We start from the raw sequence: 16,057 nt of genomic DNA, 5'->3' as shown, positions 1-16,057 counted from the left end.
ACAGGAGGGGGGCAGCTCACCCTGTAGGAGCGGATTTATCCGCGAAGGCTCCCGCAATCAGTACAGCGCGGCAAACAGTTTGCGCCGGTATGTTCCCACCAGTGGATGATCATTACCCAGCAGTTCGAACACCTGCAGCAGCGTCTTGTGCGGCAAACCGCCTTCATAGCCACGGTTGCGCGTGAACAGCTTCAGCAGCCCGTCGAGCGCAGGCTCGTATTGCTGGCGTGCCAGTTGCTGGATGCACAGCTGGTAGGCTGCCTCATCATCCTCGCCGTTTTGTGCCAGACGTGCCTTGAGGTCAGCGGCGTCAGGCAGGTTCGCGGCCTGGCGCAGGAAGGTCAGCTGGGCCTTGGCACCGGCCAGGGCGGCTTTGTGCTCGTCGCTCTTGACCGCATCTAGCACGGTCTGGGCTTCACCCAGCTCACCGCGTTCAGCCAGGCAACGCGCATACAGGATCAACGCGCCGGCATTGCTGTTGTCTTCGGTCAGCAAGGCTTGCAGCGTGGTTTCGGCCTCGCTGAAACGACCTTCGGCAAACAGGCCCTGGGCCAGCTCCAGCGGGTCGGCAGCGGCCGGTGGCGGCATTTGTACATGCGGCTCGAGCAGGGCACGAATGGCCGACTCGGGCTGGGCGCCGGCAAAGCCGTCAACCGGTTGACCATCCTTGAACAGCACCACGGTCGGCAGGCTGCGAATGCCGAAGCGGGCGACGATGTCCTGCTCGATGTCGCAATTGACCTTGGCCAGCAACAGCTCGCCCTGGTAACTCTCGGTAATTTGCGCGAGCAGCGGCATCAGCGCCTTGCAGGGGGCACACCACTCGGCCCAGAAATCCACCAGTACCGGTTTGTGATGGGAGTTGGCGATGACCAGCTGATCGAAATCGGCGGCGCTGGTATCGAAAACATAAGGCGTGTCTTGGCTCATCGCGACTCTCGAAAATGCGTGAATGACATCACTATAAAGGCTGGCGGCTAGCGTGGTACAGGCTGACCCGGCGGAATTCGTGGGGTTCGGCCAGATCCGGCAGAGTCAGGGCTTCCAGCACGCCGAGGGGCTGATACAGCGGGTGGCTGAAATCGCGTACCCGTGAGTCGGCAACCAGGGCCTGCTGACCACGGCTGAGAAACTCATCCAGCAACGGCAGGTTGGCCCGGTCATACAATACGTCGGCCACCAGAATCAGGTCGAAACGGTCCGCTTCCTGAAAGAAGTCACTGGAATAGCTCAGCGTCACGCCATTGAGTTCGGCGTTGGCCTGGCAGGCCTGCAGGGCCAGGGGATCGAGGTCGCACGCGACCACCTCGAGGGCACCGGCACGGGCGGCGGCAATCCCGGCAATCCCGGAGCCGGCGCCGAAGTCCAGCACACGTTTACCTTCTACCCAGTGGCGATGCTCGTCCAGGTAGCGGGCCATGGCCAGGCCGCTGGCCCAGCAAAAGCTCCAGTACGGCGGCTCGTGGAGGATGCGCCGGGTTTCTTCTGAACTGAACTCGCGGTCCATGTTCTCGGCGTCGATGAGCCACAGCTTGAGTGCGCACTCAGGCAGGTCGCTGACGACCAGGCGGGCATCGCCCAGCAATTGGCCAAGGGCCTGCTGCAACGGAGCCGGCGCCATCACGGTGCTTGTTCGAAACGCAGCGGGCCGGTGGCCTGGGTCTGAGCCTGGGCGATGCGCAGCGGCGGCAGATGCAGGATCAACTGGCCAGACTTGCTGGCGCGACCGCGCAATTCGACCCGGGCTCCAGCCGGAAAGGCCTCGGGGTTGAAGCGCAACTTGAATGGCAGGTCCAGGCCGTTGCCGCTAAGGGTGCTGCTGGCCAACAGGTCTTGTGGCCGACCGCGCTCATCGATCACCAGCAGGGCCAGTTCGACTTCGGCACCGGATGGCACGTTGAGCAAGGTGCCACTCAGCTCACGCTGATAGGCGGGCAGCGGTCCGAGTTCTTTGGCGGTAGTGCTCGCTACCGGCGCTTTCGGGGCAAGTTCGGTCTGGGGTTTATCGCTGCTACAGGCCGCCAGAAAGGCAGCAAAACCGAGCACAACGAGCGCTCTAAATGGCATGGGGAATTCCTTCGCGGCATTTTTCCTCAGTGGATGGTAACCCCTTTGGCTTGTCTTGCCAGTGGGATGCGCTACCATGGCCCTCCCTTTTTTTGTTGCCTGCCACCATGCACTGTCCCTTCTGCGGTGCCAACGACACCAAGGTCATCGACTCGCGACTGGTTGCCGAGGGCGAGCAAGTGCGCCGTCGGCGCGAATGCGTCGCCTGCGGTGAGCGCTTCACTACGTTCGAAACGGCCGAGCTGGTATTGCCGCGCCTGATCAAGCAGGACGGCAGCCGCCAACCGTTCGACGAAGAAAAACTGCGTGCCGGTATGCAGCGCGCCCTGGAAAAACGCCCGGTCAGTGTCGAGCGCCTGGAAGCGGCGCTGGCGCATATCAAGCACAAGCTGCGGGCCACCGGCGAGCGCGAGGTCAAGTCGCTGGTTGTCGGTGAGCTGGTCATGGCCGAGCTGCAGAAGCTCGATGAAGTGGCGTATATCCGCTTCGCCTCGGTGTACCGGCGCTTCCAGGACCTGGATGAGTTCCGCGAAGAAATCGACCGCCTGGCTCGCGAGCCGGCTAAAGAGTAAGTATGTCCAGCGAACGCGCGGTACTCGATGCCCACTACATGGCCCGGGCCCTGGAACTGGCCCGCAAGGGCCTGTATTCGACGCACCCTAATCCACGGGTTGGCTGCGTGATCGTCCGCGACGGCCAGATCGTCGGCGAAGGCTGGCATGTGCGTGCGGGTGAGCCGCATGCCGAAGTGCATGCGTTGCGCCAGGCCGGTGAGCTGGCCCGTGGCGCCTGCGCCTACGTAACCCTTGAGCCATGCAGCCACCACGGGCGTACGCCGCCTTGTGCCGAGGCGCTGGTCAAGGCGGGCGTGGCACGCGTCGTCGCCGCCATGCAGGACCCCAACCCGCAAGTCGCGGGCCAAGGTCTCAAGCGCCTGGCCGACGTCGGTATCGAGGTCAGCAGCGGCGTGCTGGAGGCCGAAGCACGAGCGCTTAACCCGGGCTTTCTCAAGCGCATGGAGTGCGGGCTGCCGTTCGTTCGGGCCAAACTGGCGATGAGCCTGGACGGCCGCACGGCCATGGCCAATGGTGAAAGCCAGTGGATTACCGGGCCGGCCGCGCGCGCTGCCGTGCAACGCTTGCGCGCCCGTTCCAGCGTGGTGCTGAGCAGTGCCGAAAGCGTGCTGGCCGACAACGCGCGGATGACCGTGCGCGGCGAAGAGCTCGGCCTCGACCCGCAAACCACGGCCCTGGTGCTGGCACGACCGCCCCTGCGCGTGCTGATCGACGGTCGTCTGCGCCTGCCGCTGGACGCGCCGTTCTTCAAGGCCGGCCCAGCGCTGGTGGTCACTGCCGCCAACGTTGACCCTCGTTACGCCGACGCCGGCCATGAGCTGCTGAGTCTGCCGGGCGAAGGCGGGCAGGTCGACTTGCCCGCCCTGATGCGCGAGCTGGCCGCCCGTGGTACCAGCGAGGTACTGCTGGAAGCCGGTGCACGCCTGGTCGGCGCGTTTGCCCAGCTTGGCCTGATCGATGAATACCAGATCTTTGTCGCCGGCAAGTTCCTGGGGTCCAGCGCCCGTCCTTTACTGGACTGGCCGTTGAACCACATGAGTGAAGCGGTGCCCCTGAAAATCACTGAAATGCGCGCAGTAGGCGATGACTGGCGAGTCACTGCGGTTCCTGTGCCGGCGCCCGGCGTATAATTCCAGGCTAGCCACGCGCAGCCCTGTTCTCGAGGAGGACTCATGTTCACCGGCATTATCGAATCCATAGGCAGCATCCGCTCCCTGACCCCCAAAGGCGGCGACGTGCGGGTGTATGTCGAAACCGGCAAGCTCGACCTGGCCGACGTCAAACTGGGCGACAGCATCGCCGTCAACGGTGTCTGCCTGACCGCGGTCGAGCTGCCTGGCGATGGCTTCTGGGCCGACGTCAGCCGCGAAACCCTGGACTGCACGGCGTTCAACGACCTCAAGAGTGGCAGCCGGGTGAACCTGGAAAAGGCCCTGACGCCGACCACCCGCCTGGGCGGTCACCTGGTCAGTGGTCACGTCGACGGTGTCGGCGAAGTGGTGTCGCGCAGCGATAATGCCCGCGCCATCCAGTTCCGCATCCGTGCACCCAAGGAGCTGGCCAAGTACATTGCCCACAAGGGCTCGATCACCGTCGACGGCACCAGTCTGACCGTCAACGTTGTCGATGGCGCCGAATTCGAGCTGACCATCGTTCCGCATACCCTGGCCGAAACCATCATGGCCGACTACCGTCCTGGTCGTCGGGTCAACCTTGAGGTCGACCTGCTGGCCCGTTACCTGGAGCGCCTGCTGCTGGGTGACAAAGCCGCCGAGCCAAGCAACGGCAGCGGCATTACCGAAAGTTTCCTGGCCGCCAACGGCTACCTGAAATCCTGATTTGAAAGGGGGTGCCGCGTGGCGCTCAACAGCATCGAAGAACTGGTTGAAGACATCCGCCAGGGCAAAATGGTCATCCTCATGGATGACGAAGACCGCGAGAACGAAGGCGACCTGATCATGGCCGCCGAGTGCTGCAAGGCCGAACACATCAACTTCATGGCCAAGCACGCCCGTGGCCTGATCTGCATGCCGATGTCGCGCGAGCGCTGCGAAACGCTCAAGCTGCCGTTGATGGCACCGCGCAACGGCTCGGGTTTCGGCACCAAGTTCACGGTGTCGATCGAAGCCGCCGAAGGCGTGACCACCGGCATCTCTGCCGCTGACCGTGCGCGTACCGTGCAGGCGGCCGCGGCCAAAGATGCCAAGGCCGACGATATCGTCAGCCCCGGGCACATCTTCCCGTTGATGGCGCAGCCTGGCGGTACCCTGGCGCGTGCCGGCCACACCGAGGCGGCCTGTGACCTGGCGCGCATGGCCGGGTTCGAGCCCAGCGGCGTGATCTGCGAAGTCATGAACGACGACGGCACCATGTCGCGTCGTCCGGAACTCGAAGCCTTTGCTGCCGAGCACAACATCAAGATCGGCACCATTGCCGACCTGATCCACTACCGGATGATCCACGAACGTACCATTCAGCGGATTTCCGAGCAGCCGCTGGACAGCGAACTGGGCAGTTTCAACCTGGTGACCTACCGTGATTCGGTTGAAGGCGACGTGCACATGGCACTGACCCTGGGTCACATCTGCGCCGAAGAACCGACCCTGGTGCGGGTGCACAACATGGACCCGTTGCGTGACCTGCTGATGGTCAAGCAACCAGGCCGCTGGAGCCTGCGCGCCGCCATGACTGCGGTTGCCGAGGCGGGTAGCGGTGTGGTGTTGCTGCTCGGCCATCCGCTGGAAGGCGACGTGCTGCTCGCGCACATTCGCGAAAGTGCCGATGCCGCGCCAGCGAAAACCCCGACCACCTACAGCACCGTCGGTGCCGGTTCGCAGATTTTGCGCGACCTGGGCGTACGTAAAATGCGCCTGATGAGTTCGCCAATGAAGTTCAATGCGATATCCGGATTCGATCTGGAAGTTGTAGAATACGTGCCCTCCGAATAAAGCAGGCGCTTCGTCGCGCTGCCATTCGTGTCCAAACCCTCCACAGGCCGCTGATTTGCGGCCTGGCTCTTTAGAATGAGAACTCCGGAATGACCCTGAAGACCATCGAAGGTACCTTCATCGCCCCCAAAGGTCGCTATGCTTTGGTGGTTGGCCGCTTCAACAGCTTCGTCGTCGAAAGCCTGGTGAGCGGTGCCGTTGACGCCCTGGTACGCCACGGTGTGAGCGAAAGCGACATCACCATCATCCGTGCCCCGGGTGCCTTCGAAATCCCGCTGGTGGCACAGAAAGTCGCCCAGCAAAGCGAATACGCCGCGATCATCGCCCTGGGCGCCGTGATCCGTGGCGGTACCCCGCACTTTGAATACGTAGCGGGCGAGTGCACCAAGGGCCTGGCCCAGGTGTCCATGGAGTTCGGCGTACCGGTTGCCTTCGGTGTCCTGACTGTCGATTCGATCGAGCAGGCCATTGAACGTTCCGGCACCAAGGCCGGCAACAAGGGCGCTGAAGCTGCACTGTCCGCCCTGGAAATGGTCAGCCTGCTGGCGCAGTTGGAGGCCAAGTGATTAGCGACGAGCACGATCGTTTCAACCCGCGCGATCCAAAACCTGCGGATGCTGGCAAACCATCGAAAAGCGCCAAGCGTCGCGAAGCCCGTCAGCTCGCGACCCAGGCCCTGTATCAATGGCACATGGCTCGGCAGTCGCTGAACGAGATCGAAGCGCAGTTCCGGGTCGATAACGATTTCACCGATGTCGACGGTGCCTACTTCCGCGAAATCCTTCATGGGGTTCCAACGAAGAAAGTCGAAATCGACGAAGCACTGAAGCCGTGCCTGGACCTGGCCCTTGAAGAACTCGACCCGGTTGAACTGGCGGTTTTGCGCCTGTCCACCTGGGAGTTCATGATGCGTGCGGACGTACCGTACCGCGTCGTGATCAACGAAGGCGTCGAGCTGGCCAAGGTCTTCGGTGCCACCGACGGCCACAAGTTCGTCAACGGCGTGCTCGACAAGCTGGCTCCACGGCTACGTGAAGCCGAAGTAAAGGCGTTCAAGCGCTGAGTGCGGCGCTGATTGCCAATGGGTGAGTTCGAGCTGATTCGCCACTACTTTGCCGCCGCGCCCTGTGCGCAAGGCGGCGAAGCGGTTGCGTTGGGCATTGGTGACGATTGCGCCTTGCTCAGCCTGCCGCTAGGTGAACAGTTGGCGATCTCCACCGACACGCTGGTGGCCGGGGTGCATTTCCCGGCTGTCTGCGACCCTTTTCTGCTCGGTCAGCGTTCGCTGGCCGTTGCCGCCAGTGACCTGGCTGCCATGGGCGCCACGCCCATCGGCTTTACCCTTGCCCTGACCTTGCCTGAAGTACGTGCCGACTGGCTGCAGGCCTATGCCGGTGGTCTCAACCAGATGGCCCAGGCCTGCGGGCTGAGCCTGATCGGCGGCGATACTACCCGCGGTCCACTGAGCTTGACCATGACCGTGTTCGGCCGTGTGCCGGGCGGCCAGGCGCTGACCCGCAGTGGTGCCCAGCCTGGCGACCTGCTGTGTGTCGGCGGCGATCTGGGCAACGCTGCCGGGGCATTGCCGCTGGTACTGGCCGAGCGCCAGGCAGAGGCCCTGGTGGCCGAGCCGTTGCTTGCCCATTACTGGTCGCCGCAACCGCAGTTGGCGCTGGGCCAGGCCCTGCGTGGCAAGGCAACATCGGCGCTGGACATCTCCGATGGCCTGCTGGCCGATTGTGGCCACATTGCCAAGGCCTCCGGCGTGGCCTTGCAGGTGGAGCTTGAGCGCTTGCCGCTGTCTGCTGCCCTGCAAGCACTGTTCGGCCGTGAAGGCGCGCAACACGCGGCGCTGACCGGCGGGGATGACTATGTGCTGGCGTTCACCTTGCCTGAAACCGAACTTGCTCCGCTGCTGGCGGCCGGCTGGCCTATCCGTGTCGTGGGGCGTGTAACCACTGGAGCCGGTGTCAGCCTGGTCGATGGCCAGGGCCAAGACATCACCCCGGCAACCCGGGGCTATCAACATTTTAGGGAGCAACCGTGACCGATCACCCCAATCAGGTGCCTGCGGAAAACGTTCCGCCGTCGGTCTGGCGCAATCCGTGGCATTTCCTCGCCTTTGGCTTCGGCTCCGGGACTTTGCCCAAGGCCCCGGGGACCTGGGGCTCGCTGGTAGCATTGCCGTTCATCCCGTTGTGGCAGATGCTGCCCGACTGGGGGTACTGGCTGATGCTCGGCGTGACCATGCTGTTCGGCTTCTGGCTATGCGGAAAAGTGGCCGATGACTTGCGCGTTCACGACCATGAAGGCATTGTCTGGGATGAAATGGTCGGCATGTGGATCACCCTGTGGTTGGTCCCGGAGGGCTGGCAATGGTTGTTGGCGGGCTTTTTGATGTTCCGGTTTTTTGACATCCTCAAGCCCTGGCCGATCCGCTGGGTCGACCGCCATGTGCATGGCGGTGTAGGCATCATGCTTGACGATGTGCTGGCGGGCGTCTTCGCTTGGTTGGGTATGCAAGTTCTGGTATGGAGCTTCACTTAAAAGGGAGTCGTACGATGCGTGGATGGCGAGTGGTCCTGTTGATGTTGGCGATGGTTGTCGGCGGCGTTCACGCCAGCGAGACGATTGAAGTGCCCACGCAGGTACGACTGGCCAGCGAGCGTTGGGAGGATTACACCAACGCCGACGGCACCGGCATCGCCTGGGACCTGCTGCGCAAGGTATTCGAGCCTGCCGGGGTCAAGGTGGTGGTGCTCAGCGTGCCGTACAGCCGCGCCATCGGCCTGGTCAAGCGCAATGAAGCCGATGCCTGGGTGGGTTCCTACCATGAGGAAAGTGCCGACAACCTTTACCCGCGCTGGAACTTCGACACCGACCACATCTATGCCCTGAGCCTGGCCAGCAAACCTGTGCCTACTCCGCAAACCCTGGGGCAGTACAAGCTGTCCTGGGTGCGGGGCTACGACTATCAGCGCTACCTGCCGCATGTTGGCGAATACCGTGAAGTGCAGCGCCGCGAAGGGATTTTGCCCATGCTCGAGCGCGGCCGTGTGGACTACTACATCGACGCGCAAACCGAAGTCGATTACGTAATGGGCCAGGCACCGGAAAGCGAGCGCAGCAAGTTTCGCAGCACGCACATCGCCGAGTTGCCCATGTACCTGGCGTTTGGCAAGACCGAAAGAGGTCGGGCGCTGCAGGCATTGTTCGATCAGCGCATGGACAAACTGGTCGCCAGTGGCGAGTTGCGCGAGATCTTCAAGCACTGGTCGCAACCTTACCCGTTCGATAAGGTCAAGCACCTGGAGTAGGACCAATCGTATTGTACGATGGGTTTGAACAAACATTCGGCCTAAGCAGCGCGTCCACATACTGATACAATCGGTGCACTTTATTCTTCAAGCTTTCAGATCAGGAGCACAAAGTGCCCGTCGTCTTTGTTGCCGCTTCCAAGCTGCCTACCCCGTTTGCAACGTTCACCATGCATGGTTTTCTCGACGAAGCCACAGGCCGCGAGCACGTTGTGCTCAGCCTGGGTAATGTAGCCGATGGGCAACCGGTGTTGGGGCGCCTGCATTCCGAGTGCCTGACCGGCGATGCCTTGTTCAGCCAGCGTTGCGACTGCGGCTCGCAACTTGAGGCAGCGTTGCAGGCCATCGCCCGCGAAGGCCGTGGCGTGCTGCTGTACCTGCGTCAGGAAGGCCGTGGTATCGGCCTGCTGAACAAGATTCGCGCTTACGAGCTGCAAGATGGTGGCGCCGATACCGTCGAGGCCAATGAGCGCCTGGGCTTTGCCGCCGACCAGCGTGATTACGGCATGTGCCAGCCGATGCTTGAGCACCTGGGGGTCAAGTCGCTGCGGCTGATGACCAACAACCCGCGCAAGGTCAAAGCCTTGACCGGCATGGGTATCCCGGTTGCCGAGCGTGTGCCGCTGCACACCGGCCACAACCCGCACAACAAACACTACCTGGCGACCAAAGCCGGCAAGCTCGGCCACATGATGGGCAACGAGCACCAGAGCGAGGCCGGTCGGGCGTGACCCGCGCCGAGGTGCGTCGGCGTCTGGAGCTGGCCTGGTGGCAGTACCTGGCGGTGGCGTTGGCGCCGTTGCTGGTGTTTGCCTGGGCATTTGGTGATGTGCAGTCGCTGATCCCGATACTGGCCATGCCGGTGTTTATCGCCGGCGTGGCCTCGATGTTTCTCAGCCTGCCACGCTTCGGTGCCTACAAGCATGCACTGATCGCCACCCAGCAAGCCCTGAACACTGACGCCGAGCCGGTAGCCTGGATTGAGCTGGCGCGGGTTCGTCGTGTGGGCATGCTGTTTGCCTGTCTGCCGGCATGGGTGTCTGCGCTGTCGGTGTTTGTAGGCCTGGAAGCGGTGCCGCAGATCCTGCTGGCCATTTCCACGCTGGTATTGATGTACCTCTACCGTATCCCGCGTCAGCTGGGCTGATGCGCGGCATTGCGCTGCTGGTCCTGCTGGCCGTGGCGGCACCGCTTGCGGCCGCCACGCGAGTGGTCAGCCTGGCGCCTTCACTGTCCGAAATCGTTGTCGAGTTGCAGGCTGCTGATGTTCTGGTGGGTATGCTCGACGGCGGTGAACGCCCGGCAGCATTGGCTGATGTGCCTTCGATCGGGCGCTACGGCCAGATCGATATGGAGCGCCTGCTCAGCCTCAAACCGGATCTGTTGCTGCTTTGGCCGGGCAGCGTGCCGCCGGCCCAGCGTGACCAGCTCAAGCGCCTGGGCATTCCTACTTACAGCGCCGAACCGCATGGCATCGATGAACTGATCGACCAGATTGAAGCGATTGGTGCGCAAATCGGGCACGCGCAGCAAGGGCGGGCGCGGGCGCAGCAACTGCGTGAGCGGGTGCAGGCGTTGCGTGCGCAGTACCATCGGGATCAGCCGATCCGGGTGTTTTATCAGGTCTGGGACAAACCCTTGTACACCGTGGGTGGCGGCCAGATTGTCAGCGATGCCCTGGCTGTTTGCGGCGCCCGCAATGTGTTCGCCGAGCTCAAGGTGCCAGCACCGCAGGTGAACCTGGAAACAGTGTTGTTGCGCGATCCCCAGGTGATTCTGGCCGGCGACCAGGCTCAACTCGATGCCTGGAACGCCTGGCCGCAGGTCGATGCCGTTCGCCATGGGCGCTTGCTGCTGGTTCCGGACAAGGGCCTGGAGCGGCCCAGCGGGCAGATGATCGAGGCGACGGCGCGGTTGTGCCAGGTAATTGAGGCTAAAGCGCCGGTGTCCAGGTGATGCCGAGCAACCAGGCGCGGCCTTCTTCGCGATAACCGTAGCTGGCGCCTTCATAGCTGTACAAAGCCCGTGAATAGTCCTTGTCGAACAGGTTGTCGAGCTTGAGGTCGAGCTTGATTTCCGGGTTCAGCGTCCAGCTGCCGCGCAGGCCCAGCAGGCCATAACCGCCTAGTTTGTTGCGATTGGTCTCGTCATCGTAGCTGCTGCTCACGGCCTGCCAGCTGGCACCCAGGCCCAGTTGATCGAACTGCCGATCCAGGTCCAGGCTCAAGGTACGGCGGGCGCGACGGGCCAGGGTATGACCGCTGTCGCGGTCGCGCGGGTCGATCATGGCCACGCCCAGGTTGCTTTGCCAGCCGAACCATTGCTGGTGCAGGGCGGCTTCGAAGCCATTGATGCGTGCGGAGGCAACGTTGGCTGGAATCGAGTCGGCGCCAAAGATGATGGCATCGCGCAGGTCGGTGCGATAAAGCGAGGTTTCCAGGCGGCTGGTTTCGCTCAACTGGCTGCGCCACTGCAGCTCGTAGCTTTTCGAGCGCTCGGGCTTGAGGTTCGGGTTGCTGTATTGCGGGTAATACAGGTCGTTGAACGTCGGGGCACGAAAGCCTTCGGTGTAGGAGAGCAGCAGGTCGTTGTTCGGGTTGACCGGCAGGGTGAGACTACCACTCCAGCTGTTCTGCCCGCCGAACTGCTGGTTCTGGTCGCGACGCAGGCCCAGTTCGGTGGAGAAGCCTTCGCCCTTGAAACGGTGCTGGATAAAGGCGGCGCGGTTCCAGCGGCTGTCCTCGTCAAAATCGGTGCTGCCATGGACACGGTCCTGGTACCAGTCGGCGCCGACCATCAGGCTGTTCTGCTCGTCGAATGTCAGGTCGTTCTGCCAACTGACAGAGTCGCGATAGGTATTGAACTCGCTGGCGTCGTCACTGAGCTTGTCACGCTTTTTATCGCGGTTTTCGCTGTGGCCCAGTTCCAGGCGCGAGTACCACTGCTCGCTGAACTGGACGCCGACGTAGGTGCCCAGGCTGCTGACGGTGTAGTCGGTGTAAGGCGCCTGGGCAAAGCTCTGGAACGTGTCCAGGTCGAAGCGTCCGTACGGATTGTCGTATTCGCTGCGTCCGCGGCTGTCTAGCAGATTGATGCCGGCTTCGACGTTGTCAGTGAAGCTGTGGCTCAGGCTCAGGTTGACCGACTTGTTGCGGTAGGCATCATGGTCGCCGTCGCTGGGGTACGACGTGTGGCTCCAGTCGATGCCCTGGCTTTCATCGAGGCTGGCGCCGAGGTTGAAGCGGGTATTCTGGTCGCCGCCCGACAGGCCGAGGCTGCGCTGCCAGGTCTGATTGCTCCCGGCTGCCAGGCGCAGGCGCGGTTGCAGGCCCTGTTGGGCGCTGCGGCGGGTAAAGATCTGGATCACCCCGCCAATCGCATCGCTGCCGTAGACCGCTGAGCGTGAGCCGCGCAGGACTTCGACCCGCTCAATCTGATCGACGTTGAGAAACTGAAGGCCGCTGTCGCCGGAGGTGGCATTGGCGATGCGCACGCCATCCACCAGCACCAGGCTTTGCGCGGTCTTGCTGCCACGGATGTAGATGCCCGGCACGCTGCCGCGCCCGCCGGTGGGAGCGACCTGAACACCGGGAACACGGGTCAGCAGGTCGGTAACGCTGGACGGCTGCAGACGGTCGATATCGTCGCGGGTAAACACGGTGTTGGCGGCGCTGGTCTGCGTGCGGTCTTCAACCTGGCGGTTGGCGCTGATCAGGGTGTCAGGCAACTTCAGTGCGCTGTCGCGGTCGATGGGCTCGGCCAGCAACGTGGTGGGCAGGCAGAGCAGGAGCGGGGTAAGACAATAGCGCTTCATGGCAATTCCAGTGCTATCGCGGGCAAGCCCGCTCCCAGAAAATCCTGTGGGAGCGGGCTTGCCCGCGATGAGGCCTTAAAGGCCGAGCAGTTGCAGGCGCTGACGCACCGAAGCTTCGATGCCAGCGGCATCCAGCCCGCACTCGGCGAGCATCTGTGCCGGCTTGGCGTGTTCGACATAGATGTCCGGCAGGCCCAGGTGCAGTACCGGCTTGAGCAGTGCTTCGCGCGCCAGGAATTCGCTGACCGCAGCACCCGCGCCACCCATGATGGCGTTCTCTTCGATGGTCACCAGCAGCGCGTGGCTTGCAGCCATTTCGCGTACCAGTGCCTCATCCAGCGGTTTGACGAAGCGCATGTCGACGACAGTGGCATCGAGCGTCTCGGCCACTTTCAGCGCCTCGGCCAACTGCACGCCGAACACCAGCAGGGCCACATTGCTGCCCTGGCGACGAATTACGCCCTTGCCGATTTCCAGTGGCTCGAGGTTGTTCTCGATGGTCGCATTCGGGCCGCTGCCACGCGGGTAGCGCACGGCCGCCGGGCCGTTGTACAGGTGACCGGTGCTGAGCATCTTGCGCAGCTCGTTCTCGTCGCTCGGGGTCATCACCAGCATGCCGGGGATGCAGCGCAAGAACGACAGGTCGAAGCTGCCGGCGTGCGTCGGGCCGTCTTCGCCGACCAGACCGGCACGGTCGATGGCGAACAGAACATCGAGGTTCTGCACGGCAACGTCATGGATCAGCTGGTCATAGGCGCGCTGCAGGAACGTCGAGTAGATCGCTACCACCGGTTTGGCACCTTCGCAGGCCATGCCGGCTGCCACGGTGACCGCGTGCTGCTCGGCAATCGCCACGTCGAAGTAGCGCGCGGGGTAGCGTTCACTGAACGCCACCAGGTCAGAGCCTTCCTTCATCGCCGGGGTGATGCCGACCAGGCGCTCGTCAGCCGCAGCCATGTCGCAGAGCCACTGGCCGAAGACCGCCGAATACTTCGGACCGCCTGCCTTTTTCGGGGCGGCTGCCGGCGCGTCGACTGGCTCAAGCTTGGTGATCGCGTGATAGCCGATCGGGTCGACTTCAGCCGGGGCGAAGCCTTTGCCTTTCTTGGTCACCACATGAAGGAACTGCGGGCCCTTCAGGTCACGCATGTTGCGCAGGGTGGTGATCAGGGTCGGCAGGTCGTGGCCATCGATCGGGCCGATGTAGTTCCAGCCCAGCTCTTCGAACAGGGTGCCGGGTACCAGCATGCCCTTGGCGTACTCTTCGGTGCGGCGGGCAATTTCCCAGGCGCCGGGCAGGCGCGAGAGGACCTTCTTGCTGCCTTCGCGCATGCTCGAGTAGGTGCGGCTGGAGAGAATCTTGGCCAGGTAGTTGGACAGGCCACCGACATTGCGCGAGATCGACATGTCGTTGTCGTTGAGGATCACCAGCATGTCGGCATCGACTTCCTGGGCATGGTTCAACGCTTCAAAGGCCATGCCGGCCGTCAGTGCACCGTCGCCGATGACGGCGATGGATTTGCGCGGATCATTCTGCAGGCGGGCGGCAATGGCCATGCCCAGCGCTGCGCTGATCGAGGTGCTGGAGTGACCGACGCCAAAGGTGTCGTATTCGCTCTCGGCGCGGCGCGGGAAGGCAGCCAGGCCGTCCTTCTGACGCAGGGTGTGCATGCGCTGGCGGCGACCGGTAAGGATCTTGTGCGGATAGGCCTGGTGGCCTACGTCCCACACCAAGCGGTCGTCCGGGGTGTCGAAGACGTAGTGCAGGGCAATCGTCAGCTCGATGACGCCCAGGCCGGCACCGAAATGCCCGCCGGTCTGACCAACGGTATAGAGCAACTCCTGGCGCAGTTCGTCAGCCAGGTTCTCCAGGTCGGCTTCAGCCAGCCGGCGCAAACCGGCAGGCGTATCGGCACGGTCTAGCAGCGGCGTGACCGGGCGTTCGCGGGGGATCTCTTGAAACGTCGTGGGCATCAGGCGAATCGTTATAGATATGAAGTGGCGGCAGTTTACCTTATTGCGGTAATAGCTGCCCATTGAGTGCTAACGCTGGGGACTGTGCGCCCCTGGCGCCGGCATGGCCGGCTACAGGGCCGGAACGGGCGACTTAGTTGCGTCGCTCGACAATATAGCGGGCCAGCGCGCGCAACGGCTCGGCCGCTGCGTCAAACGGCCGCAGGGCGTCCAGCGCCTGGTCGCGCAGTTCCAGGGCGTAACCCTTGGCAGCTTCCAGCCCGAGCAATGCCGGGTAGGTCGGCTTGTCGCGGGCGATATCGGCGCCCTGGCGTTTGCCCAGGGTTTCGGTGTCGCTCTCGACATCGAGAATATCGTCTTGCACCTGGAAGGCCAGGCCAATGGCCTGTGCATAGGTCTGCAGGGCATCCAGCTGCGCCTGGTCGACACGGGCACTGGCCAGGGCGCCGAGGCGCACGCTGGCTTCGATCAGCGCGCCGGTCTTGTGGCGGTGCATGAACTCCAGGGCCTGCTGGTCAAGCTTGAGGCCAACCGAACCGAGGTCGATGGCCTGGCCGCCGACCATGCCTGCCGGGCCGGCAGCCTGGGCCAGGGTCTGAACCATAGCCAGGCGAATGCTGTCGGCCTGCGGGCTCAGTTGTGCATCGAGCAGGGCGTTGAAGGCCAGGCTTTGCAAACCGTCGCCGGCAAGAATCGCGCAGGCTTCATCAAAGGCCTTGTGCGTGGTCGGCTGGCCGCGACGCAGGTCGTCATCGTCCATGGCCGGCAAATCGTCATGCACCAGTGAATAGGCATGAATCAGCTCGACGGCGCAGGCTGCGCCGTTGGCTTGCTCAGGTGCGGCCCCGAGGGCTTCGCACGCGGCATAGGCGAGCAGCGGGCGCACCCGCTTGCCGCCGTTCATCACGCTGTAGCGCATGGCGGCGTAGAGGCGGGTCAGTTCCACCGATGGTGGTACGAACAATTGCTCGAGGGCTGCATCGACACGGGCCTGGCAGCTGGCCTGGTAGTTGCTGATCATTGTGCCTGTTCCGCGTCGAACGGTTCGGCTGCCAGCTCGCCGTCACGCTCCAGAAGCACCTGAACCTTCTGTTCGGCCTGGGCCAGGGCGCTCTGGCAGTCGCGGGTCAGGCTGATGCCTTGCTCGAAGGCGGTCAGCGAGTCTTCCAGCGACAGCTCACCGTTCTCCAGGCGCTCGACCAGCGCTTGCAGGTCGGCGAGGGATTGCTCGAAATCAATGGAAGCTTTTTTTCGGGCCATGGCGGCTGTCTCGGTGGCAGTATAAACGGCGCGACACTAGCAGAGCGGGGCGGGTGGAGCAAATCGGCAGGGCGGATCTTTGGTCGCATTCTGTTGCACAAA

At 63.2% G+C, this 16,057-nt stretch carries 19 protein-coding genes; 12 read left to right on the top strand and 7 right to left on the bottom strand.

Annotated elements, in window-relative coordinates:
* Positions 1 to 57: 57 nt before the first annotated feature.
* The 3 genes from trxA to DM813_RS09415 are packed head-to-tail and all read right to left on the bottom strand — an operon-like array spanning position 58 to position 2,067.
* Positions 58 to 930, bottom strand: a complete 873-nt coding sequence (gene trxA, locus DM813_RS09425) for a thioredoxin (RefSeq protein WP_128323149.1) — start codon at positions 928 to 930, stop codon at positions 58 to 60.
* Between the two features lie 31 nt (positions 931 to 961).
* Complete coding sequence (locus DM813_RS09420) at positions 962 to 1,621, bottom strand: class I SAM-dependent methyltransferase (RefSeq protein ID WP_128323148.1); 660 nt, start codon at positions 1,619 to 1,621, stop codon at positions 962 to 964.
* Positions 1,621 to 2,067, bottom strand: a complete 447-nt coding sequence (locus tag DM813_RS09415) for a hypothetical protein (RefSeq protein WP_128323147.1) — start codon at positions 2,065 to 2,067, stop codon at positions 1,621 to 1,623. The genes DM813_RS09420 and DM813_RS09415 overlap by 1 nt, the downstream gene beginning before the upstream one ends.
* 107 nt (positions 2,068 to 2,174) lie before the next feature.
* On the opposite strand from DM813_RS09415, the gene nrdR reads away from it, so the two are divergent.
* The 12 genes from nrdR to DM813_RS09355 all read left to right on the top strand — a co-directional run bounded on the left by nrdR (position 2,175) and on the right by DM813_RS09355 (position 10,863).
* A complete protein-coding gene (nrdR, locus tag DM813_RS09410; protein WP_164897222.1) occupies positions 2,175 to 2,639 on the top strand; it encodes a transcriptional regulator NrdR in 465 nt (154 codons plus the stop codon).
* A 2-nt stretch (positions 2,640 to 2,641) separates the two neighbouring features.
* On the top strand, positions 2,642 to 3,772 hold the full coding sequence (ribD, locus tag DM813_RS09405; protein ID WP_128323145.1) for a bifunctional diaminohydroxyphosphoribosylaminopyrimidine deaminase/5-amino-6-(5-phosphoribosylamino)uracil reductase RibD: 1,131 nt from the start codon (positions 2,642 to 2,644) through the stop codon (positions 3,770 to 3,772).
* A gap of 42 nt (positions 3,773 to 3,814) precedes the next feature.
* Complete coding sequence (locus DM813_RS09400) at positions 3,815 to 4,480, top strand: riboflavin synthase (RefSeq protein WP_128323144.1); 666 nt, start codon at positions 3,815 to 3,817, stop codon at positions 4,478 to 4,480.
* A gap of 18 nt (positions 4,481 to 4,498) precedes the next feature.
* Positions 4,499 to 5,590 (top strand): bifunctional 3,4-dihydroxy-2-butanone-4-phosphate synthase/GTP cyclohydrolase II, encoded by a 1,092-nt coding sequence (gene ribBA / locus DM813_RS09395; RefSeq protein ID WP_128323143.1) that lies wholly within the window; start codon positions 4,499 to 4,501, stop codon positions 5,588 to 5,590.
* An 89-nt stretch (positions 5,591 to 5,679) separates the two neighbouring features.
* Positions 5,680 to 6,156, top strand: coding sequence for a 6,7-dimethyl-8-ribityllumazine synthase (ribH, locus tag DM813_RS09390; protein ID WP_028944446.1), 477 nt, complete (start codon positions 5,680 to 5,682; stop codon positions 6,154 to 6,156).
* Entirely contained in the window at positions 6,153 to 6,653 is a 501-nt protein-coding gene (gene nusB, locus DM813_RS09385) for a transcription antitermination factor NusB (protein ID WP_128323142.1), read from the top strand. The genes ribH and nusB overlap by 4 nt, the downstream gene beginning before the upstream one ends.
* An 18-nt stretch (positions 6,654 to 6,671) precedes the next feature.
* Complete coding sequence (gene thiL / locus DM813_RS09380; protein WP_128323141.1) at positions 6,672 to 7,637, top strand: thiamine-phosphate kinase; 966 nt, start codon at positions 6,672 to 6,674, stop codon at positions 7,635 to 7,637.
* Positions 7,634 to 8,137, top strand: coding sequence for a phosphatidylglycerophosphatase A family protein (locus tag DM813_RS09375; protein WP_128323140.1), 504 nt, complete (start codon positions 7,634 to 7,636; stop codon positions 8,135 to 8,137). Before thiL ends, DM813_RS09375 begins: the two co-directional genes overlap by 4 nt.
* A gap of 14 nt (positions 8,138 to 8,151) precedes the next feature.
* Complete coding sequence (locus DM813_RS09370; RefSeq protein ID WP_128323139.1) at positions 8,152 to 8,907, top strand: substrate-binding periplasmic protein; 756 nt, start codon at positions 8,152 to 8,154, stop codon at positions 8,905 to 8,907.
* 113 nt (positions 8,908 to 9,020) lie between these two features.
* Positions 9,021 to 9,638: a GTP cyclohydrolase II gene (gene ribA, locus DM813_RS09365; protein WP_128323138.1), complete on the top strand. Its 618-nt coding sequence runs from the start codon at positions 9,021 to 9,023 to the stop codon at positions 9,636 to 9,638.
* Positions 9,635 to 10,054 carry an MFS transporter gene (locus DM813_RS09360; protein WP_128323137.1) on the top strand — a complete coding sequence of 140 codons (420 nt, stop codon included), beginning with the start codon at positions 9,635 to 9,637 and terminating at the stop codon, positions 10,052 to 10,054. The genes ribA and DM813_RS09360 overlap by 4 nt, the downstream gene beginning before the upstream one ends.
* Positions 10,054 to 10,863, top strand: coding sequence for a cobalamin-binding protein (locus DM813_RS09355; RefSeq protein WP_128323136.1), 810 nt, complete (start codon positions 10,054 to 10,056; stop codon positions 10,861 to 10,863). The genes DM813_RS09360 and DM813_RS09355 overlap by 1 nt, the downstream gene beginning before the upstream one ends.
* Here the strand turns inward: DM813_RS09355 and DM813_RS09350 are convergent.
* The 4 genes from DM813_RS09350 to DM813_RS09335 all read right to left on the bottom strand — a co-directional run bounded on the left by DM813_RS09350 (position 10,841) and on the right by DM813_RS09335 (position 15,955).
* Positions 10,841 to 12,721, bottom strand: a complete 1,881-nt coding sequence (locus DM813_RS09350) for a TonB-dependent receptor domain-containing protein (protein WP_128323135.1) — start codon at positions 12,719 to 12,721, stop codon at positions 10,841 to 10,843. The genes DM813_RS09355 and DM813_RS09350 overlap by 23 nt on opposite strands.
* A 75-nt stretch (positions 12,722 to 12,796) precedes the next feature.
* Positions 12,797 to 14,695 carry a 1-deoxy-D-xylulose-5-phosphate synthase gene (gene dxs / locus DM813_RS09345; RefSeq protein WP_128323134.1) on the bottom strand — a complete coding sequence of 633 codons (1,899 nt, stop codon included), beginning with the start codon at positions 14,693 to 14,695 and terminating at the stop codon, positions 12,797 to 12,799.
* 133 nt (positions 14,696 to 14,828) lie between these two features.
* Positions 14,829 to 15,716, bottom strand: coding sequence for a (2E,6E)-farnesyl diphosphate synthase (gene ispA, locus DM813_RS09340; protein WP_128323133.1), 888 nt, complete (start codon positions 15,714 to 15,716; stop codon positions 14,829 to 14,831).
* Positions 15,713 to 15,955: an exodeoxyribonuclease VII small subunit gene (locus DM813_RS09335; RefSeq protein ID WP_128323132.1), complete on the bottom strand. Its 243-nt coding sequence runs from the start codon at positions 15,953 to 15,955 to the stop codon at positions 15,713 to 15,715. Before DM813_RS09335 ends, ispA begins: the two co-directional genes overlap by 4 nt.
* Between the last annotated feature and the right edge of the window lie 102 nt (positions 15,956 to 16,057).

The sequence above is a fragment of the Pseudomonas alkylphenolica genome, assembly GCF_004025535.1.
Classification (GTDB): Bacteria; Pseudomonadota; Gammaproteobacteria; order Pseudomonadales; family Pseudomonadaceae; genus Aquipseudomonas; species Aquipseudomonas alkylphenolica_A.
The sequence above is the reverse complement of the archived record's forward strand: the minus strand, read 5'-3'. Positions and strand labels throughout refer to the sequence as shown.